This is a genomic window from Streptomyces yunnanensis (assembly GCF_029011865.1).
GTDB classification, from domain to species: Bacteria; Actinomycetota; Actinomycetes; order Streptomycetales; family Streptomycetaceae; genus Streptomyces; species Streptomyces yunnanensis.
This window is the reverse complement of record NZ_CP095749.1, coordinates 3,669,169-3,685,530: the sequence shown is the minus strand read 5'-3', so window position 1 is coordinate 3,685,530 and position 16,362 is coordinate 3,669,169. Positions and strand designations below refer to the sequence as shown.

Below are 16,362 nucleotides of genomic sequence, written 5' to 3'. Positions count from 1 at the left end.
GCGAGGGTCTGGGGCGAGTGATGCTCATCCTGACAGCAGCCACTGACAACGGAGTTGGACTCTGAGCGGAGCATGGGTTGCGACCGCTGTACCGGCGTGGGCGAGGATCGCTGCTGCTACCCGGGGCTTGCACAACGGGGCGGCGTCGGGATTGCTGAATGAGCTGGCGACCGAGCTGCGCCGCAAGCAGCGGAACCCCTACGTCCGAGACTTCCTCCCCAGCTTTGAGGAGCGCATCTCACAGCAGCTGACCTCGGGAAGGTCCCGAATAGCTACGGTCGGACGATGACAGCGAGCGAGACGATCGTCGTGGTCGGCGGAGGCGTATCCGGACTCACCACCGGAGTCGTGCTCCTGGAGGCCGGGCTGCCGGTGCGACTGGTGGCCGAGGAGATCCCCGGACGCACGTCACTCGCGGCCGGCGCGATGTGGGGGCCGTACCTCGTCGAACCCTGGGAGAAGGTACGGGAGTGGAGCCTCACGTCCCTCGCCATCTTCCGGACGCTGGCTGAGGCCGGCACGGCAGGCGTCCGTTGGACGAGTGGCGTGGAGGCTGCCCGGCACCCCGCCGAGGCGCCGGGCTGGAGCGATCTGCTCCCCGACTTCCGGCAAGCTGCCGCCTCCGAACTCCCTGACGATTTCGTCTCGGGCCACCGCTTCACCGTCCCGCTCATCGACATGCCGGTCTACCTTGACCATCTGCTTCGCCAGTTCCGTGATCTCGGCGGGGAGATCGAGCAACGTGAGGTCCGTTCGCTCGACGAGTTCGTGGACGCGTCCGCCATCGTGAACTGCGCTGGCTTGGGCGCCGCCGCGCTGGCTGAGGACACCACACTGCGGCCCATCCGCGGACAACACGTGGTCGTTGAGAATCCAGGCATCACCGACTTCGTCTCCGAGGACACCGGGTTGTCGCCCGACCTCGTTTGCTTCTATCCACACGGTGACCCGATCGTTCTCGGGGGCACCGCAATCGACGGCGACGGCGACCTGACGGAGGACGCGGCCGTTGCGAAAGAGATCGTCGAGCGGTGCGCGGCCATCGAGCCGAGGTTGGCGGATGCTCGGGTCATCAGCCAACGGGTCGGCGTCCGCCCGACGCGCCATGAGGTACGAGTCGAGTCCACCCGCCGCGGAGACGGCGTCCGCCTGATCCACAACTACGGGCACGGCGGCGCCGGGGTGACCCGGTCGTGGGGCTGCGCACGGGAGGCGGCACGGCTGGTCGCCGAGGAGTTTCGGTGACGTTGTGGGCGGTCTGACGGAACGGTAGTGGGGCGAAAACGGCTCTCTTCTCTCCGACTTCGCAAGTCGTCGGCGAAATTGGCCGCGCCGAGACGCTGACTCAGTGGTGGCTGCGGTGCTTCCGAGAGGCACCATGTGCTCGCAGTTCCCCGCTCGGCGCAAGCACCTATTGAGTGGGGACCCTCCCGTGTGAACTCTCAAAAGCACTGGTCCGGTAGGTATTCCACTCTTCGTCAAGTCCACGGTGTGGTGGTCGCGTTCCAACGCGATCACAGGGAGTTGTCTGCCGTGGCACCAATTCTTTTCAGTGCTGTGCTGTTGCTGCCCTTTGTGAGGCAGCTGGCTCGTTCGCACTCTTTGAGGTGTGTGAATGCGTCCGTCCCGGCCGGGGCCGTCACCGCCGCGTCGTGCGTGGCCGCCACGCGGCTCGGGGAGGGCGGCGATGATCCCGTACCCGTACCGCACCCACGGCGCTCCAACGTATGTCGTGTGGCGCTGGACGAGCCGCACCCGCAACGCGCCAGCACAGGCCCGAGCCGCGTTGCGATGCGCCCTCGACCAGCTTGGTTACGAGGAAGAGACGATCAATGATGCGGCACTGGCCGTATCCGAGTTCGTCGCCAATGCCACCGAGCATGCGGTGGGGCCCTATGAACTTTGGCTTCGCTGGACACCTGCGGAGATCATCTGCGAAGTGGAGGACCACGATCCCCGCATCCCAACGATTCCAGCCTTTCCGCTGCAGCCACCGTTTTCCCCAGCAGAGGAAGACCGTGGAGGTGGCGTGAAAGCGCTGTGCGCGTTGCTCTCCGAGCGCGGGCGCGGCCTGCATATCGTCAATGAAATGACCTGCGGTGTATGGGGGTTCCGAATCCGAAAGGGAACGAAAACAGCCTGGCTTGCCCTGTCGGCCACTCCCAGCAATCGGTTGTCGTCCATGTAGTCCTTGCCCCTTCGCAGAGCTGACTGCGAGGAACGGGGGAGTGGGCCGCTGGTATCCATCGCTCGTCCGAGCGAATCGCCCCATCTTCCTCGGTAAAGGGGCGTTAAATCAGCGCATCGTCAAGTAGGAGAGAGGGAGTCGGGACGGGCTCAGGTATCAGGAGGCGGGGGCGTGAAGACGCGATGGCGAGCCAATGCGCTGCTTGTAGGGGTGAGTGTGGCGGTCGCCGGGCTACTGGCGTCGGGTTGCTCGGAGGATGTGCCCGATGCTCGGCCATTGCCCAAGGGGACGGGTGGGGTCACGGCGTCTCGTGCACCGGCTACGGGGGAAACCGAAGCGCTCGATGCCTATCGAGCCATGTGGCGGGACCTGACCCGTGCATCGTTGACGTCCGATGCCGACTCGCCGCTGTTGGAGGACCACGCCACCAGCGGCGCTCTGGAGTTGATGAAGCACGGGCTGAGGAAGTCCAAGCACGAGGGCGTGGTCAGCAAGGGGGCGCCCAGGGTAGATCCCCATGTGGTGTCCGCCTCCAGCCAGGAGGTCGTACTGGTGGATTGCGTGGACGACAGGAATTGGCTGCTGTACAAGCAGAACGGCGAACTGAAGAACAACGTTCCAGGAGGACACCTCAAGACCGACGCAACAGTGCGGCGTGCTGACGGAGTATGGAAGGTCTCGAACTTCTACATGCACGAGACCGGGTCGTGCTGAGCGGGGCCCGCGTCTTGGTCTGCTGCGGGGCCGGAGGCTTCCTGGTTCTCCTCGCCACGGCAATTGCTCCTCCGGGTTGGGCGGATGGAACAGGCGGCTTGCAGTACGCCGGCGTCTTCTGCGCACCAGGGGCCTGTGACGTGAAGGCGAAGAGCGTCACGAAGCACTCGGACGACTCGGGCAGGAAGGGGCTCGCTTCGCAGGATCTCGGATAGCACGCTGAACCTGGCAGTGAGGGAACGCTGGGTCCTCCCACAGATGACGCGGGTGATGGCTGGGGGCACAGTCTGGCCACGATGGGTCTGGTGAACGCAGGCAGGGGGATGTTCCCGCGCGTCGATGGTGAGGCGTCGGACGACCCTGCGGCGGGGACCCAACAGAGCGTCCCGGTGAAGTCCGTGATCCAGCAGGCCGTGGCTCGGTTGAAGTCGCCGCGGCCGGTGATTCATACGAGCCCGCGAGAGGACATGGCCCAGTTGGTGCACGTACCGACCTGGATGTGGGTGGAGCGCAAGACGTGGGATCCGGTGACGGCATCAGCGGCTGTGAACGGCGTGGAGGTGACGGCGACGGCCCGGCCATGGCGAGCGGTGTGGTCGATGGGGGAGGGCGGCACGGTGGTGTGCCAAGGGCAGGGGACGCCCTACTCGGACCGGTTCGACCCCAAGGCGTCGTCACCGGACTGCGGTTACACGTATCAGCGGGCGTCGACGTCGGCGCCCGGAAAGACGTACCCGGTGAGGGTGCAGGTGTTCTGGGATGTGGAGTGGGAAGGTGGAGGGCGGTCCGGCGCGGTGCCTGGGCTGGTGATGTCGGCCGAGCGGCGGCTGGTGGTGGGTGAGGTGCAAGCTGTCGTGACGAACTGACCAGCAACCACGGAGATTTCCCGGGTTGATCTAGGTCGCGAACACCCAGCTGGCGGTCGGTTGGCGGAGCAGTACTTGGTTGCCCACGCTTGACTGCAGCACCTGGCCGATTCCCCGCACTTCACCGCGCCGTACGTCGTAAAAGGCGCAGCTCAACGCCACTGCGAGCCACCTGAGGGTGGCCTGAAGTACCCTTTGGCGTTTACCCCGTCGTTTCGGGGGCCGTTTACCCCGTCGTTTCCGTGTACGTCCTTGGATACGACACCCCACCCCGGCCGGTAACCGCAGGCCAGACGGCTAGCGAGCCACCCCGCCGGCGAGGCCGACTGTATATCTGTGCAGCAAAAAGCATCCCGATCTACCTGTAGTGGCCCCGGCGCCTGCGGGCTTCGCGAGCATGCTGGCACTCGCCTCCGTGTCCCAACTCGATGAGTTTCGCTTCCTGTTGTAGCTGGCGAATTGAACGGTGCTGAAGCACCTGGAGGCGTGACGATGCCCAGGCGTAGGCGGAGGTGACGTCGCGCTACGGGATGTCGCATCGCGTTCTGAGTCGGGGCAACAAGGAGCTGGGCGCGTCCCGCGTGGTGTGGGGTGCGCCGGGTCTGGTGGAGGCGGGTGGCTACGGCGTGGTGTCCGTCTGGGGGGCTGGGCGAGCGGAAGGCGCGCTGCTGGTCGGTGACCTGTTCGGCGACTCCGGTGGCGACGAGTTTGGGGAGGGCGTTGGCGGTGGCGCCGGAGGACTTCTCGACGACGCGGCTGATCCGGGTGGCAGTGAATGCCTCGCCCGAGTGTGCCTGGAGGTGGTCGATGACCATCTGCATAGCCAGTTCCGCGGTCAGTGGAGCGTATGTGGGAGTGGCGCTGTGGGCCGGTCCTTGGGCGGTGCGCGGGCGGCCGGTTGGGCTCTGTTCGGTGTGGGCGGTGGGCGGTGGGCGGGGGAGCGGGGTTCGTTTGGTCGGGGGGCGGTCGGTGTGGTGGTTTCGGGTTGGTGGCGGATGCGGTTGGGGCGGTTGAAGCCAAAGTGCAGATCGTTCCGGAGTCATCAGAGGTTTGTGGGTGGGCGGTGGTGGGCGGTGGTGGGCGGTCTGGTCGGGGCGGCAGGGGGCCATAGGGCGGTGTCTGTGGCCCGGATCCCGGGGTGGCGGGGTTCGGGCCGGGGTGCGGGCCGCAGGGCGCGTCGTCGGCTACGTCGGGCGTGGTGGGGCCGGTTCGCCCGTGCGGGGCGATGGGGCTGAACGCGGATTTCGGGTTGGGCGGGTTGTGCTCTGCGGTGGGGTTGCAGGGGGGCGGAGTGGGAAGGGCGGATGTTTGCTGGTCAGCGGGGGCGATAGCCGGGGTGAGGACTGCTGCCCGGTCAGATCGGTGAGTTCGGTCGGACCGCCCCGCCCCCGAGCGACCGCCCGCCCCCTCGGACCGACCGGCCGCCCCCTCCGCCCCCCGTCCGCCCGGTCGGCCGTCCCACCGCCCCACGACCCGCCCGGGCCGGGTTGGTTCAGCTGAGGAGGACGATGGTGGCGCGGTCGAGGGGGGAGGTGGTTTCGGCGGGGCGGTCGGATCGCCGATCCGCTAGCCGTTGGCCGCAGCCTTTTCCAGGCGTTCACGAGGGCGAGTGGTGCCGGCCCCTCGCCGAAGGGCGCTGGGTTGCAGGAACCCAGCTCAGCCTCCTCCGACCAGGGCGAGCCATCCAATGCCGGAGAAGACGGCAGGGCTGGCCTACTGAGGTTCCATCAGAGCGGCTGGGAGGAGCACGAGCGACAGGAACCCGGCCGTTTCGTGAGCGTGATCAAAGCGGCGTGATCTTCGTGCCGCAATGCGGCTGCCGTTACGCCACTTGGTATCGAACAAAGAAAATTCTGCACTGCCTCATATCGGCAAGTGGAGAGGTGGCTCGGCAGTGGCTCGCAGGTGGCTCGGCGCTGGCTCGCATGTGTCTGAGCTGGGGAAACGCGGCCGCATGTCGACTTCGCGTCGGCGGGTGGCCGCGTTCTCCTGTCGCGCAGCATGTCGAACATCCGCGATGGGCGATGACAATTTCGCTCGTCGGTTTCTCTATTACTTTATGTCAGCACCAGACGGATTCGGTCCCGCTTCCCGGGTGCCATCTGCCGATGCCCGTCGCTCCGCCCTGCCCCTTGCCGGCCATGCGACCTCGTACCTCCATCCCACACCGACGACCATCTGACTCCCCACCTCTGACACGTCGCACCCTGCCCCCGCCCTCGGCCCCGGGCCCGTTTGCCGAACGAGTCCGGACCGTGCGGTTGCCCCGATCAATTGCCCACCCCTCTGCTCAGGGTCTTCACCGGTCGGCTGAGCCGTGCACGGACGCCGCCCGCTACCTCCGCGATCCCGACTATCGATGTGGTGCCCGTGGGGCGAGGCGAGCGGTGACCGCCCCACTCCCACGCAACATCACTGCGCAAGATCGCGGGCTTGACGACACGGCCGAGACGGAGCGTCCATCGTCCATGCCCGGTGCGGCAGCCGGGCCGCCACCACGTCATGCACCACTGCTCGAAGCCCCGAACACGAAGGAGATCACCATGCATCCAGACGGGGCGGTGCGCGCATGACGCGAGGTGGAAGCAACCGGCTGCTGACCGTGGAAGAGGTCGCCGCGTGGCTGAGGGTCAGTGAGACCACCGTCAGGAACAAGTACCGCGCCTGGGGGATCAAACCCCAGAAGGTCGGTCGTCTCCTGCGGTTCCGCGAGCGCGACATCGCCAACTACCTGGAGGAGCACTACGGGTGAGGCCGAGTGCCCGAAGCGAGCGAGCAAGGAGTCAGGCTCGATGGCCACCGTCTATCAGAGGTGCAAGAGCGACAAACGCAACGTCAACTACCCCTGCACGCAGTTCCGATGCGGACACCCGTGGACGGTCCGCTACCGAGAACAGGGCGGCGCCGAACGCCAGCCCAGCTTCGAGATGAAACGTCAAGCCGACGCTTTCGCCGACAGGCTGCAGCGCGACAAGTACGAGGGCCTCTACCTCGACCCCAAGCGCGGCGAGATCCCTCTGCGCGCCTACGCCGCGGAGTGGCTTGAGCGCCAGGTCATCAGCGACTCCACGTACCGCAACTACGAGAGCTTCCTGCGGATCCATCTGCTCCCTCGCCTGGGTGACAAGACGATCGCGGGTGTGCAGCGAAAAGACATGGAGGCGTTCGTCGCGGCGCTGGGTAAGAAGCTCGCCGCGAGTACCGTGTGCGACCGCATGAAGATGGTCGCCAGCCTCTTCCAGACCGCGATCAAGGAGAAGAGAAGGGCGGACGACCCCACCGAGGGCATCAAACTGCCCCGCAGCGCGACGCACGCGGTCGACGAGGACGAGATCCCCACCCTGTACGAGGTCGATCTCATCGCCAAGCAGATCTCACCCCAGTACCGGCTGACCGTGTACCTGCAGGCCGGGGCAGGACTGCGCATCAGCGAAACCCTGGCCTTCACCAACGACTGCATCCGGTCCGACTTCCTCCGCGTGCGCCGGCAGGTCAGCTCGAAGGCGCACCGCGACGACTGCAAGACCCGCTTCATCCCGCTCAAGCACCGAGCCGAGGGGGAGTACCGGGACGTCCCCCTGCCTGCGTTCCTTGCCGAGGAGATCGACATGCACCTGCGGGAGCGGGGAACGGCAACGACGGCGGGAATGGAGGTCCTGTTTGCGCCGCGCGACCGGGGCAAGGGCATCATGCCCACGGCGAACACCTACGCCTACCACTTCAGGAAGGCCCTCAAGGCCGCAGGCATCGTCAAGCCGGACGGGAACCCGAAGTACACCCCGCACGGGCTGCGCCACTTCTTCGCCTCCACCGCACTCGCCCACGGCATCCCCATCCACGAGGTCTCCCGCTGGCTGGGCCACAAATCGATCAAGACCACCGTCGACGTCTACGGTCATCTCGTCCCCGCCTCCTGGGACCGCTGCCGGACCGTCATGCAGACCGCACTGCGCCCTGGCGCGCCCGCGGCCTAATCGGGCAGGAACGGGGTCGGTCGCGGGCAGCCCGGACGCTGGATCGTGCCTCGAATTGGATGATCACCGCAGGTGATAGCGGAGTCGTCGATGTTCCGTTTGCACGTGTAGCAGGCGCTATATTGCGACGTCGCTGATCCGGCAGACATGCAGTTCAGAAGAGGTCCGGCCTTTCGGGGCCGGGCCCCTGGTTTTTTCCTGTGCTGGGATGGTGCTGGAAACAGGCCCCCCTCATCACCTGTCATCGCCCCAGCTCATCCCTACTGTGCTGGGGTGTTACGGGGACGCCCGTGCTGGGCCGCGCACTGTCCAATGCCAGGCAGCAGGGAGTGCACGGACGAGCACCCCTCCCTTGACGGCGCTTGACGGAGGACGCGACCAACCCGTCGCCGGGGAGGGCAGGCATAGGTCGTCGTTCAACTCCAGGGCGTACTCGGCGAGGGCATCCAAGTCGCCCGGTCCGGTCTCTGCCCCCTGCCGCGGGCCGTCGGAGCTTCGCGCGCCATGGCTTTTGCAGCGGCGGCGTGCCTCGATCGATGCCGCGGTGGACGTACGGCAACAGGCACGTGGGCAACCGCCGTTGCGCATCCCTGGCCTCTGCTACGGTGCCCGGGGGGGCGACGATCACAGGGGGGACGGATGGGGGCCGTCAATCGATCGAGGGCTGAGCGGCAGCGTCAAGCGCAGATCCTGCGCTATTGGCGGGCCGTGGAGTATTTCTCCCCGCCGAAGGTCGATCCGGCGAATCCAAGCAAGAACCTCTTCGCCGTGGGGCCGAAGAGGCCATTGCCCTGGGAACCCGGCTCCGCCATCAGTCGGACCCGGTCCCGGCCGAACCTCGTGTGGCAGCACACGGTCTACGCAGGGATCTTCGCGGTCGACAAGGTGCGTGACGTCTTGTTGCAGGCGTTCCGTGCTCCGGAGTCCGAGCAGGACTTCGATGGCCGGATCGGCGGCGACAGCGCTGTGCTCTGCTTCACCGTGAACCAGGACGGGCTGCTGATCAAGGACAGTGTCACCCTGTCCTCGTGTGCCTGGGCGGTCGGGCAGACCCTGCACCCCGGGCCGCACAGCGACCAGTGGCTGACTGGTTTCGACGAGGACAGCACGCAGCGGCTGCTGGACCTTGGCGACGGGAGGATCGACGTCGATCGCCGGCCCGTGGCCGGCTCTGCGTCGCCGCAGTCGGGGCTTGGCCCGGTCGCGGGGCTGATGTCCCGCCTCGTCGTCAGCGCGGCGAAGGGTGGGCTTGGGGCGGCGGCCGGTGCGGTGGGTGCCGGGCTGGGGCCCGTGGCGGGGGCGGTGGCCGCGAAGGTGATCGAGCAGGTCGGCGGTGACTTGATCGATTCCGCTGCTGCCCGGTTCACCGACCACCCCCAAGGCGACAGCGCAGTATCTGGCCAAGGTCTGGACAGCGGTGAAGTGGAGGAAGCGGAGCAGCGCGAGGCGGAGCCGGAGGGACCGCCGCCCGAGGTGGGTACGAAGGTCCTGGATGTGTACGACTTGGCGGCCATCACCCGGTGGGTGGCCGAGCAGCTCGGCGTCGCCGAGGTTCTCCTGCCCAACGCGATCCGTGTCAAGAGCTATCAGGTCGCGGCCCGGCACGCGGATGAGGCGGGCGGTGATGTCTTCCTCAACAGCTTCTACGCCGACGATCTGGAACAGGTCGCTGGTGTCCTCGAGGCCGGACAGGCCGGCACCGCCCTGCTGGATTACCTGCGCGCCGAGGCGGATCTGGATGCGATGAACCGCTTTGACGTGCGGCGTCTGCCCGAGATCGTGCTGGAGAGCGTGCAGCCGTCGAGCATGCCCTTGGGCCGGTGGCCGGCGGATGCCGACAAGCCGCTGGTGCTCAGCCAGCAGTTCGCGGTCAACCGCATCCTGGCGAGTCTCGGGCAGGACTACGGCCGCGGCCTCTACGCAGTCAACGGACCGCCCGGAACCGGCAAGACGACCATGCTGCGCGACCTGATCGCGGCCTTGGTGGTCCAGCGGGCCGAGCGGTTGGCGGTCCTGGAGCGGCCGGAGGATGCCTTCGCTCGGAAGCCGCGCACCTGGCGCACGGAGGAGAACGCCGGCAAGACCTACCCGCGCACCATCCACCCCCTGATCCCCGAACTCACCGGCTTCGAGATCGTGATCGCTTCGTCCAACAACGGAGCGGTGGAAAACGTCACCCTGGAAGTCCCCGGAGCACGGGCGATCGGCGACGCATGGCAAGGACGCGCCGACTACCTTGCCGGCCCCGCCAGCCTGGCGCTGGAGGAAGACGCCTGGGGTGCGATCGCCGCACGCCTGGGACGGCGCAGCAACCGCTCCGACTTTGTCCAGCGCTTCTGGTGGGGCGACCAGGCCAAGGGCACCAGCAGGCCAAGGCCGGAAGCGAGCGACGACCGCCCGCTCCTGGGTCTGCACAAGATCCTGCAGCTACAGGCCAATTACCTCTCTGCCTCCTCACAGAACGCCCAGAGCGCGAGCCCTGATGCCGACGCGGCGGCGCCGCTGGGGCAAGAGACCTGGACGCAGGCGGTCCGGCGCTTCACCCAGGCCCGGAGCCACGTGCACGCGCTGGCCGCGGAGCGGCAGGAGATCGCGGATCTGCTCACCCGGCTTGCCGGTCCCGATGCCCTCCTGGACGAGCTGGTGGCCTGGGAGTCCGGCGCCCATGACACGCTGCTGCTCCTGCAACAGGAGCAGCGCCGCGTCGAGGACGAACTTGCCGGCCACCGCGAGGAGCACGCCCGGCGCCAGGGCGCGATGTCTGCTGAGCGGAGGCAACTCGACCTGGCCGAAGCCGCAGTCCGCTACGGCGAGGAAGGCGTCAGGGCAGCCGAGTCGGCACTCCACGCCCACGACGCGGGCAAACCCGGCCTGATCAGGAGACTGGTCACCCGCGAGCCCATGCGGCGCTGGGAGACCGGGCGCCTTCCGCTCCAGGCGGATGTGGAGGCCGCAGATGCCCGTCTTGCCGAGCTTGAATCCGCTCGGGTCGCACGGCACGCGGCTATGCGCTCTGCCCAGGGGGAACTGGATCAGGCATTGGGCGCGATCATGCGCACTGAGGCCCGGCTGACCGCGTGCAAGCAGGCACGTGAGCGACAGGTCACCACCACCGCCGAGGCCGGACAGCAAGTGGCCCGCCGGCGCCGCGAGCGGGAAGCCGAGCAACGCCGGCTGGCCGCGGCCAAGGGGCGGTGGGGCGACTGCGTGCCGGGAGCCGAATGGCGGGCGGCCCTCGATGACCGTCAGGCGATGGAGACTCGGGAGCAGTCAGCGCCCTGGATGGACGCCGCGTTCGCCGAGGCACGCTCGGAACTCTTCCTCGCGGCCCTGGATCTGCACCGTGCGCTGCTGGCCACCGCGCCCGAGCGCATGCGCAAGAATCTGCAGGCCGTGATGGAGGTGGTCAAAGGTCAGGCGCCGGCGGACCTGGACGCTGAAACGGTGCTGGCCGCCTGGCAGTTGCTGTTCGTGGTGGTTCCTGTGGTCTCGACTACCTTCGCGTCGGTGGGCCGCATGTTCGCCCAGCTGGGCAGCGAGGCCCTGGGCTGGCTGTTCGTCGATGAGGCCGGCCAAGCCGCGCCGCAGGAGGTGGTCGGTGCCCTGTGGCGAGCCCGCCGCGCTGTCGTTGTCGGCGACCCGCTGCAGCTCGAACCCGTGGTCACCCTCCCGTGGACGGGCCAGCGGCGCTTGGCCGGACACTTTGCGGTGGACCGCCAGTGGGCCCCGGCCGCCGCCTCCGTCCAGGCACTTTCCGACCGCCTCAACCCGTACGGCACCTGGCTGAAGGACCAGGACGGCGAGGACATCTGGCTCGGCTCGCCCCTGCGGGTGCACCGCCGCTGCGATCGCCTGATGTTCGACATCAGCAACAAGATCGCCTACGACGGGATGATGGTCTACGGAGTCCATCGGGACCAGGACGACTTCCCGCTGGCGCAGCGCAGTGTGTGGTGGGACGTCCGCGCTCTACCGGGTGAGGAGAAGTGGAACCCCGAGGAAGGACGGGCCCTGAAAATCACCCTCGACTTGATCCGCACCCGCATTGACGAGGCGATCCGCCAGGAGCGCCCGCACGCCGGCGAGGCGTTCCCCGGCGATGCTGTGGGAGGCGACTCTGCCGCAGAGTGGAAGCGCCGTCTGAACGATTCCGTCTTCGTCATCAGCCCGTTCCGCGACGTCGTCCACGGCCTCGGCAAGGTGGCGGGCGGGCCTCTCACCTCCAAGCGCTATGGCACGGTGCACACCACGCAAGGCAAGGAAGCGGACATCGTGATCCTGGTGCTGGGCACCGGCGCCGGCCAGGTGGGGTCTCGGAACTGGGCCGCCCAAAAGCCCAACCTCCTCAACGTCGCCGTCACCCGCGCCCGTCGGCGCCTCATCGTCATCGGCGATCTCGATGCCTGGTCGCGGCACCGCTATTTCAAGGACCTGGCGCAGCACGAGCTGATCCACAGATGGACCCCTGAGCGCTGAGCCGATGCCGCATTCTTCACGCGGCGCGGCCAGCATGGTTCGCAAGTCGACGCACCTATCCACGTTTGAGGCTGGCCGCCAGGGCTCTGCGGTGACTAAGTCGGGTAGCCGGGTTACGGCAACGTGACCCGGCTACCCGACTAAGCCATCGGCCTTATGGCGGGCGATCTATGAGTACGTGACCTCATCTGCCCTCCATAGAGCCTCAGTTGGCTGCTGGCGCCTGTCGTGATCGACGGCTCCCTGTCATACTCTCAGTGAGATCGTGAGTGGGGAATCGTGGGGGCGCGTGACGTGGTGGAGACCCAGCGCAGGTGGTTAACGAGCGCCGTGTCGGACTTCGGCGCATCGTGCAAGGCGATGCTCGCTGGCCCAGGGTGGCCCGAATTCGCCATCCGTGCACCGCTCGAGAAGCTGCTGCAGACCGCCGGCGCCCAGTACGCCCTGCAGGATGTCCTGTGGCACACCGAGACGCCGCTGCCTGATCTCGGGGTACGCCCCGACTATGCAGTCGAGGTCCACGGCGCCATCATCGGCTACGTTGAGATCAAGAGGCCCGGGCAGAGCGTTGACCCGAGCAAGTTCACTGGCAGGAACAAGGAGCAGTGGGAGCGCCTGCGCGACCTGCCGAACCTTCTCTACACGAACGGCACCGAATGGCGCCTGTTCCGGCATGGTGCGCCGGTTGGCGACCCCGTCACCTTCGAGGCTGATCTAGAGCAAGCCGGCGCCGCCCTGAAGGTTGTTTCCCCGGACGCGTTCCACTCCTTGTTGCAGACTTTCCTGCACTGGTATCCCGAAGAAATCCGCCAAGTCTCCGTGCTGGTACGGCGGATAGCCCCGCTGTGTCGCCTCCTGCGGGCCGCGGTACTGGAGCAGTTGGAGGCCGAACGGCGCGCGGCAGCCGATGGGGCGCGTCAGAGGGATCTTCGGTTCACCGGTCTGATGGGTGATTGGCGCAAGCTTCTCTTTCCGACGGCAGACGACGCCACCTTCGCGGACGGATACGCGCAGGCAGTCACCTTCGCGCTGCTGCTGGCCCGCACGGAGGATCTCCGCCTGACGGACACCGGGCTGCACGAGATCGGCCGACGACTCGATGACGGGCATGCCCTGATGGGCAAGGCTCTCCAGCTACTCACCGATAACGTCACCGAAAACTTCGAGGTGACGCTGGACTTGCTCGTGCGCGTGATCGACGCGGTGCGCTGGGAGTCCATCCGCAAGGGCCGTCGTGATGCCTATCTGCATCTGTATGAGTCGTTCCTTGAGGTGTACGACGAGCAGCTGCGGCAGGAGAGCGGCTCGTACTACACGCCACGCGAGGTCGTGGAGGAGATGGTGCGGCTGACCGAGGACGTGTTGCGTACACGCCTTGAGCGGCCGCAGGGTTATGCCAGCCAGGACGTGCGCATCGTCGATCCGGCCATGGGGACGGGCACTTACCTCCACGCGATCATCGAGCATGTGGCTGAGTGGGCCGAGCAGCACACCGGCCCCGGGGCAGTGCCGGAGGCCGTCAGCGGTCTCGCTCGTCGCCTGGTCGGATTCGAACTGCAGATGGGTCCGTACGCGGTGGCTGAGCTGCGTACTTCTGACTTGTTGAAGCGTCATCGTGCGGCGCAGCCGAAAGAGGGTCTGCAGCTCTACGTCACGGACACGCTGGACAATCCGTATGTGGCCGAGGAGTCCCTGGCTTCCACATACGGGGTGATATCGGAGTCGCGGAAGCGTGCGAACCAGGTGAAGGCCACCACGCCGGTGACCGTGGTCATCGGCAACCCGCCGTATGGGCTTGCTCCGCTTTGACGGACACGTTGGTCGTGTCGGTCAGGCCGCGATAGCGGCTTCGTATTCGGCGGGACTGCGGTAGCCGAGGCCGCTGTGCAGACGACGCGAGTTATACCAACCCTCGATGAAGTCGAAGACCGCCGTTCGGGCGAGTGCACGGCTGGGCCAGGGGTCCGTTCCGAGCAACTCCCGTTTGATGGTGGCGAAGAAGGATTCGGCGAGCGCGTTGTCCCAGCACTGGCCGGTGCGGCCGACCGAGAGCCGGATCCCGAACTGTGCACTGATCAAGGCGAATTCGGTGCTTGTGTACTGACAGCCGCGGTCGGAGTGAAAGACCGCCTCACAGGCCGGACGACGCTGCCGGCAGGCGGCCCTGAGGGCGTCGGAGACCAGCTCGGTCCGCAGGTGGTCGGCGGTGGCCCAGCCGATCACCCGCCGGGAGGTGATGTCGATGACCGTCGCCAGGTACAGCCAGCCCTCGTCGGTGGGGATGTAGGTGATGTCGCCGCACCAGCGGGTGCCGGGTGCGGTGGTGCCAGGGGCGAAGTCACGTCCGATGAGGTCGGGCCTGGTGCCTGCTCGTGGGTCGGGGACAGTGGTGCGGTGCCGCCTTCGGTAGTGGCTGCCGTGCAGCCCGGCAGCTCTTATCAGCCGGGCGACGCGGCGGCGGCCGCACCTGATGTCCTCGCGCCGCAGAACGGCGTGGACGCGCGGGGCTCCGTAGGTACCGCGCGAGCCGCGGTGGACCTCGGTGATTTTCTCGGTCAGCTCCGCGTCCCGCACCGCACGCGGGCCCGGGGTGCTGGTGCGGCGGGCATAGAAGGCGGCACGGGAGACCTTCAGCAGCTCACACGCCCGTTTGACGTTGTGACCTGCCTGCTTCTCCGCCTCGATGAACGGGTGCACCGTCACCGGGTCTCCGTTGCGAAGAAAGCCGTGGCGCGTTTGAGGACCTCGACGTCCTCGCGCAGCCGGCGGTTCTCCCGCCGCAGCGCGGCCAGCTCGGCCCGCTCGCTGCTGGTCAGGGCCTCGCGCTCTCCCGCGTCGGTCTCGGCCTGGGCGACCCACAGGCGCACTGCTGTCTCGGTCAGGTCGAAGTCCTTGGCGACCTGACCGACCGAGCGGTCACCACGCCGGCACAGCTCGACGATCTCGGTCTTGAACCCCGGCGTGAACGAGCGGCGAGGACGCGGCTTCTTCTTGGCCATGCTCTCCATGGAGGACATCCTTCCGGGGACAGGTCCCCTGATCTCGGATGTCCGTCAAACCGAACCAAGCCCAGTACCGGCGCGGTCGACGAGGACGCGATCCCGACCCGGGAAGAGGTCGACCTCATCGCCCGGCACATCGGGCCGTACTATCGACTGTCGGTCTACCTGCAGGCCGGCGCGGGCCTGCGGGTCAGTGAGGCCCTCGCCTTCGCCACCCAGTGCCGCCGGGCCGGCGTCCTGCGGGTGCGGGAGCAGGTGAGCAGCACTGCGCACCGCGCCGACTGCCCGGACCGCTTCGGCCCCCTCAAACACCGCACCCCCGGCGCCTATCGGGATGTGCCGTTGCCCGTCTTCCTGGAGCGGGAAATCGACGGGCACTTGCGGCGCTGGGGCGCCGCGCCGGTGGGGGAGCGGGACGTGCTCTTTGCCCGGCGCGGAGCGGCGGCGGGCACCCTGCCGACGGCGACCACCTACGGTCCCGATTTTCGGCGGGCGGTGCGGGCGGCCGGCCTCCTCGGCCGGGACCGGACCCCCAAGTACACCCCGCACACCCTGCGTCACTTCTTCGCCTCCACGGCGCTGGCGCATGGGGTCCCGATCCACGAGGTCTCCCGGTGGCTCGGGCACGCGTCGATCAAGACGACGGTCGACATCTACGGGCACCTGGTGCCCGCCGCGTGGGAGCGCTGCCGGCAGGCCCTGGAGCAGGCGCTGGGCCCCGGTGCCGGTCGCCGCGCCCGTGGCGGCGCCGCAGGCGGTCGCCTGCCGGACCGCCCTGGCTGCTGGGTCGCCGCTGGATCCGGTCGACGGAATTCGGGCTCGTGCAGTTCACAGCGGTGGTGCTCAACGTGTGTTGCACGCCGCAGCGTCGGTGTAGTGATCTGACAACACGCGGGTCAGACCTGGGCAGCCCTAGATAGGATCGGCCCCTTTGCCGCGCCGGTTGCTGGATCCGTGCTGGGTTTGCTGACGGTTCGTCATCTGCCATTGTCCCTGGCCATTCGTACCGCTGCTGGATCCGGGCTGGATCCGGCTGACGGTCTGTCCGCTGGATCGGGACGCACTCGGCTGTGGATTTCGTCGCGGCCGGGCGGCGCGGGGTGGTCGGAGCCGCTGGGTGTGCCCGTTGCCCCTAGATGTCG

General features: G+C 67.6%; 11 protein-coding genes. 9 read left to right on the top strand and 2 right to left on the bottom strand.

Annotation, left to right across the window (positions count from 1 at the left end; all coding sequences use genetic code 11):
- The first annotated feature begins 285 nt into the window (after positions 1-285).
- The 8 genes from MOV08_RS15915 to MOV08_RS15880 all read left to right on the top strand — a co-directional run bounded on the left by MOV08_RS15915 (position 286) and on the right by MOV08_RS15880 (position 14,027).
- Positions 286-1,245 (top strand): NAD(P)/FAD-dependent oxidoreductase, encoded by a 960-nt coding sequence (locus MOV08_RS15915; protein ID WP_275307816.1) that lies wholly within the window; start codon positions 286-288, stop codon positions 1,243-1,245.
- Positions 1,246-1,687: 442 nt separating this feature from the next.
- Positions 1,688-2,188 (top strand): ATP-binding protein, encoded by a 501-nt coding sequence (locus MOV08_RS15910; protein WP_275307815.1) that lies wholly within the window; start codon positions 1,688-1,690, stop codon positions 2,186-2,188.
- Between the two features lie 171 nt (positions 2,189-2,359).
- Positions 2,360-2,902, top strand: coding sequence for a hypothetical protein (locus MOV08_RS15905; protein ID WP_275307814.1), 543 nt, complete (start codon positions 2,360-2,362; stop codon positions 2,900-2,902).
- 296 nt (positions 2,903-3,198) lie between these two features.
- Entirely contained in the window at positions 3,199-3,768 is a 570-nt protein-coding gene (locus tag MOV08_RS15900; RefSeq protein ID WP_338057162.1) for a hypothetical protein, read from the top strand.
- A gap of 2,569 nt (positions 3,769-6,337) precedes the next feature.
- Complete coding sequence (locus MOV08_RS15895; protein ID WP_189295141.1) at positions 6,338-6,520, top strand: helix-turn-helix domain-containing protein; 183 nt, start codon at positions 6,338-6,340, stop codon at positions 6,518-6,520.
- 40 nt (positions 6,521-6,560) lie between these two features.
- A complete protein-coding gene (locus MOV08_RS15890) occupies positions 6,561-7,742 on the top strand; it encodes a tyrosine-type recombinase/integrase (protein ID WP_275307813.1) in 1,182 nt (393 codons plus the stop codon).
- A 639-nt stretch (positions 7,743-8,381) separates the two neighbouring features.
- On the top strand, positions 8,382-12,218 hold the full coding sequence (locus MOV08_RS15885; protein ID WP_275307812.1) for a DEAD/DEAH box helicase: 3,837 nt from the start codon (positions 8,382-8,384) through the stop codon (positions 12,216-12,218).
- Positions 12,219-12,512: 294 nt separating this feature from the next.
- Positions 12,513-14,027 (top strand): N-6 DNA methylase, encoded by a 1,515-nt coding sequence (locus MOV08_RS15880; RefSeq protein ID WP_275307811.1) that lies wholly within the window; start codon positions 12,513-12,515, stop codon positions 14,025-14,027.
- Between the two features lie 21 nt (positions 14,028-14,048).
- Here the strand turns inward: MOV08_RS15880 and MOV08_RS15875 are convergent, their stop codons facing one another.
- Entirely contained in the window at positions 14,049-14,921 is an 873-nt protein-coding gene (locus MOV08_RS15875; protein WP_275307810.1) for an IS3 family transposase, read from the bottom strand.
- Positions 14,918-15,226 (bottom strand): transposase, encoded by a 309-nt coding sequence (locus MOV08_RS15870; RefSeq protein WP_420834164.1) that lies wholly within the window; start codon positions 15,224-15,226, stop codon positions 14,918-14,920. Before MOV08_RS15870 ends, MOV08_RS15875 begins: the two co-directional genes overlap by 4 nt.
- On the opposite strand from MOV08_RS15870, the gene MOV08_RS15865 reads away from it, so the two are divergent.
- Positions 15,119-16,105, top strand: coding sequence for a site-specific integrase (locus tag MOV08_RS15865; protein ID WP_338057396.1), 987 nt, complete (start codon positions 15,119-15,121; stop codon positions 16,103-16,105). The two genes, MOV08_RS15870 and MOV08_RS15865, sit on opposite strands and share 108 nt — an antisense overlap.
- Positions 16,106-16,362 lie beyond the last annotated feature (257 nt).

Excerpts from the sequence above, each read along its gene's own strand:
- MOV08_RS15870 (WP_420834164.1), bottom strand. The coding sequence starts at position 15,226 with ATGGAGAGCATGGCCAAGAAGAAGCCGCGTCCTCGCCGCTCGTTCACG.
- MOV08_RS15895 (WP_189295141.1), top strand. The coding sequence starts at position 6,338 with ATGACGCGAGGTGGAAGCAACCGGCTGCTGACCGTGGAAGAGGTCGCC.
- MOV08_RS15910 (WP_275307815.1), top strand. The coding sequence starts at position 1,688 with ATGATCCCGTACCCGTACCGCACCCACGGCGCTCCAACGTATGTCGTG.
- MOV08_RS15890 (WP_275307813.1), top strand. The coding sequence starts at position 6,561 with ATGGCCACCGTCTATCAGAGGTGCAAGAGCGACAAACGCAACGTCAAC.
- MOV08_RS15900 (WP_338057162.1), top strand. The coding sequence starts at position 3,199 with ATGGGTCTGGTGAACGCAGGCAGGGGGATGTTCCCGCGCGTCGATGGT.
- MOV08_RS15915 (WP_275307816.1), top strand. The coding sequence starts at position 286 with ATGACAGCGAGCGAGACGATCGTCGTGGTCGGCGGAGGCGTATCCGGA.
- MOV08_RS15885 (WP_275307812.1), top strand. The coding sequence starts at position 8,382 with ATGGGGGCCGTCAATCGATCGAGGGCTGAGCGGCAGCGTCAAGCGCAG.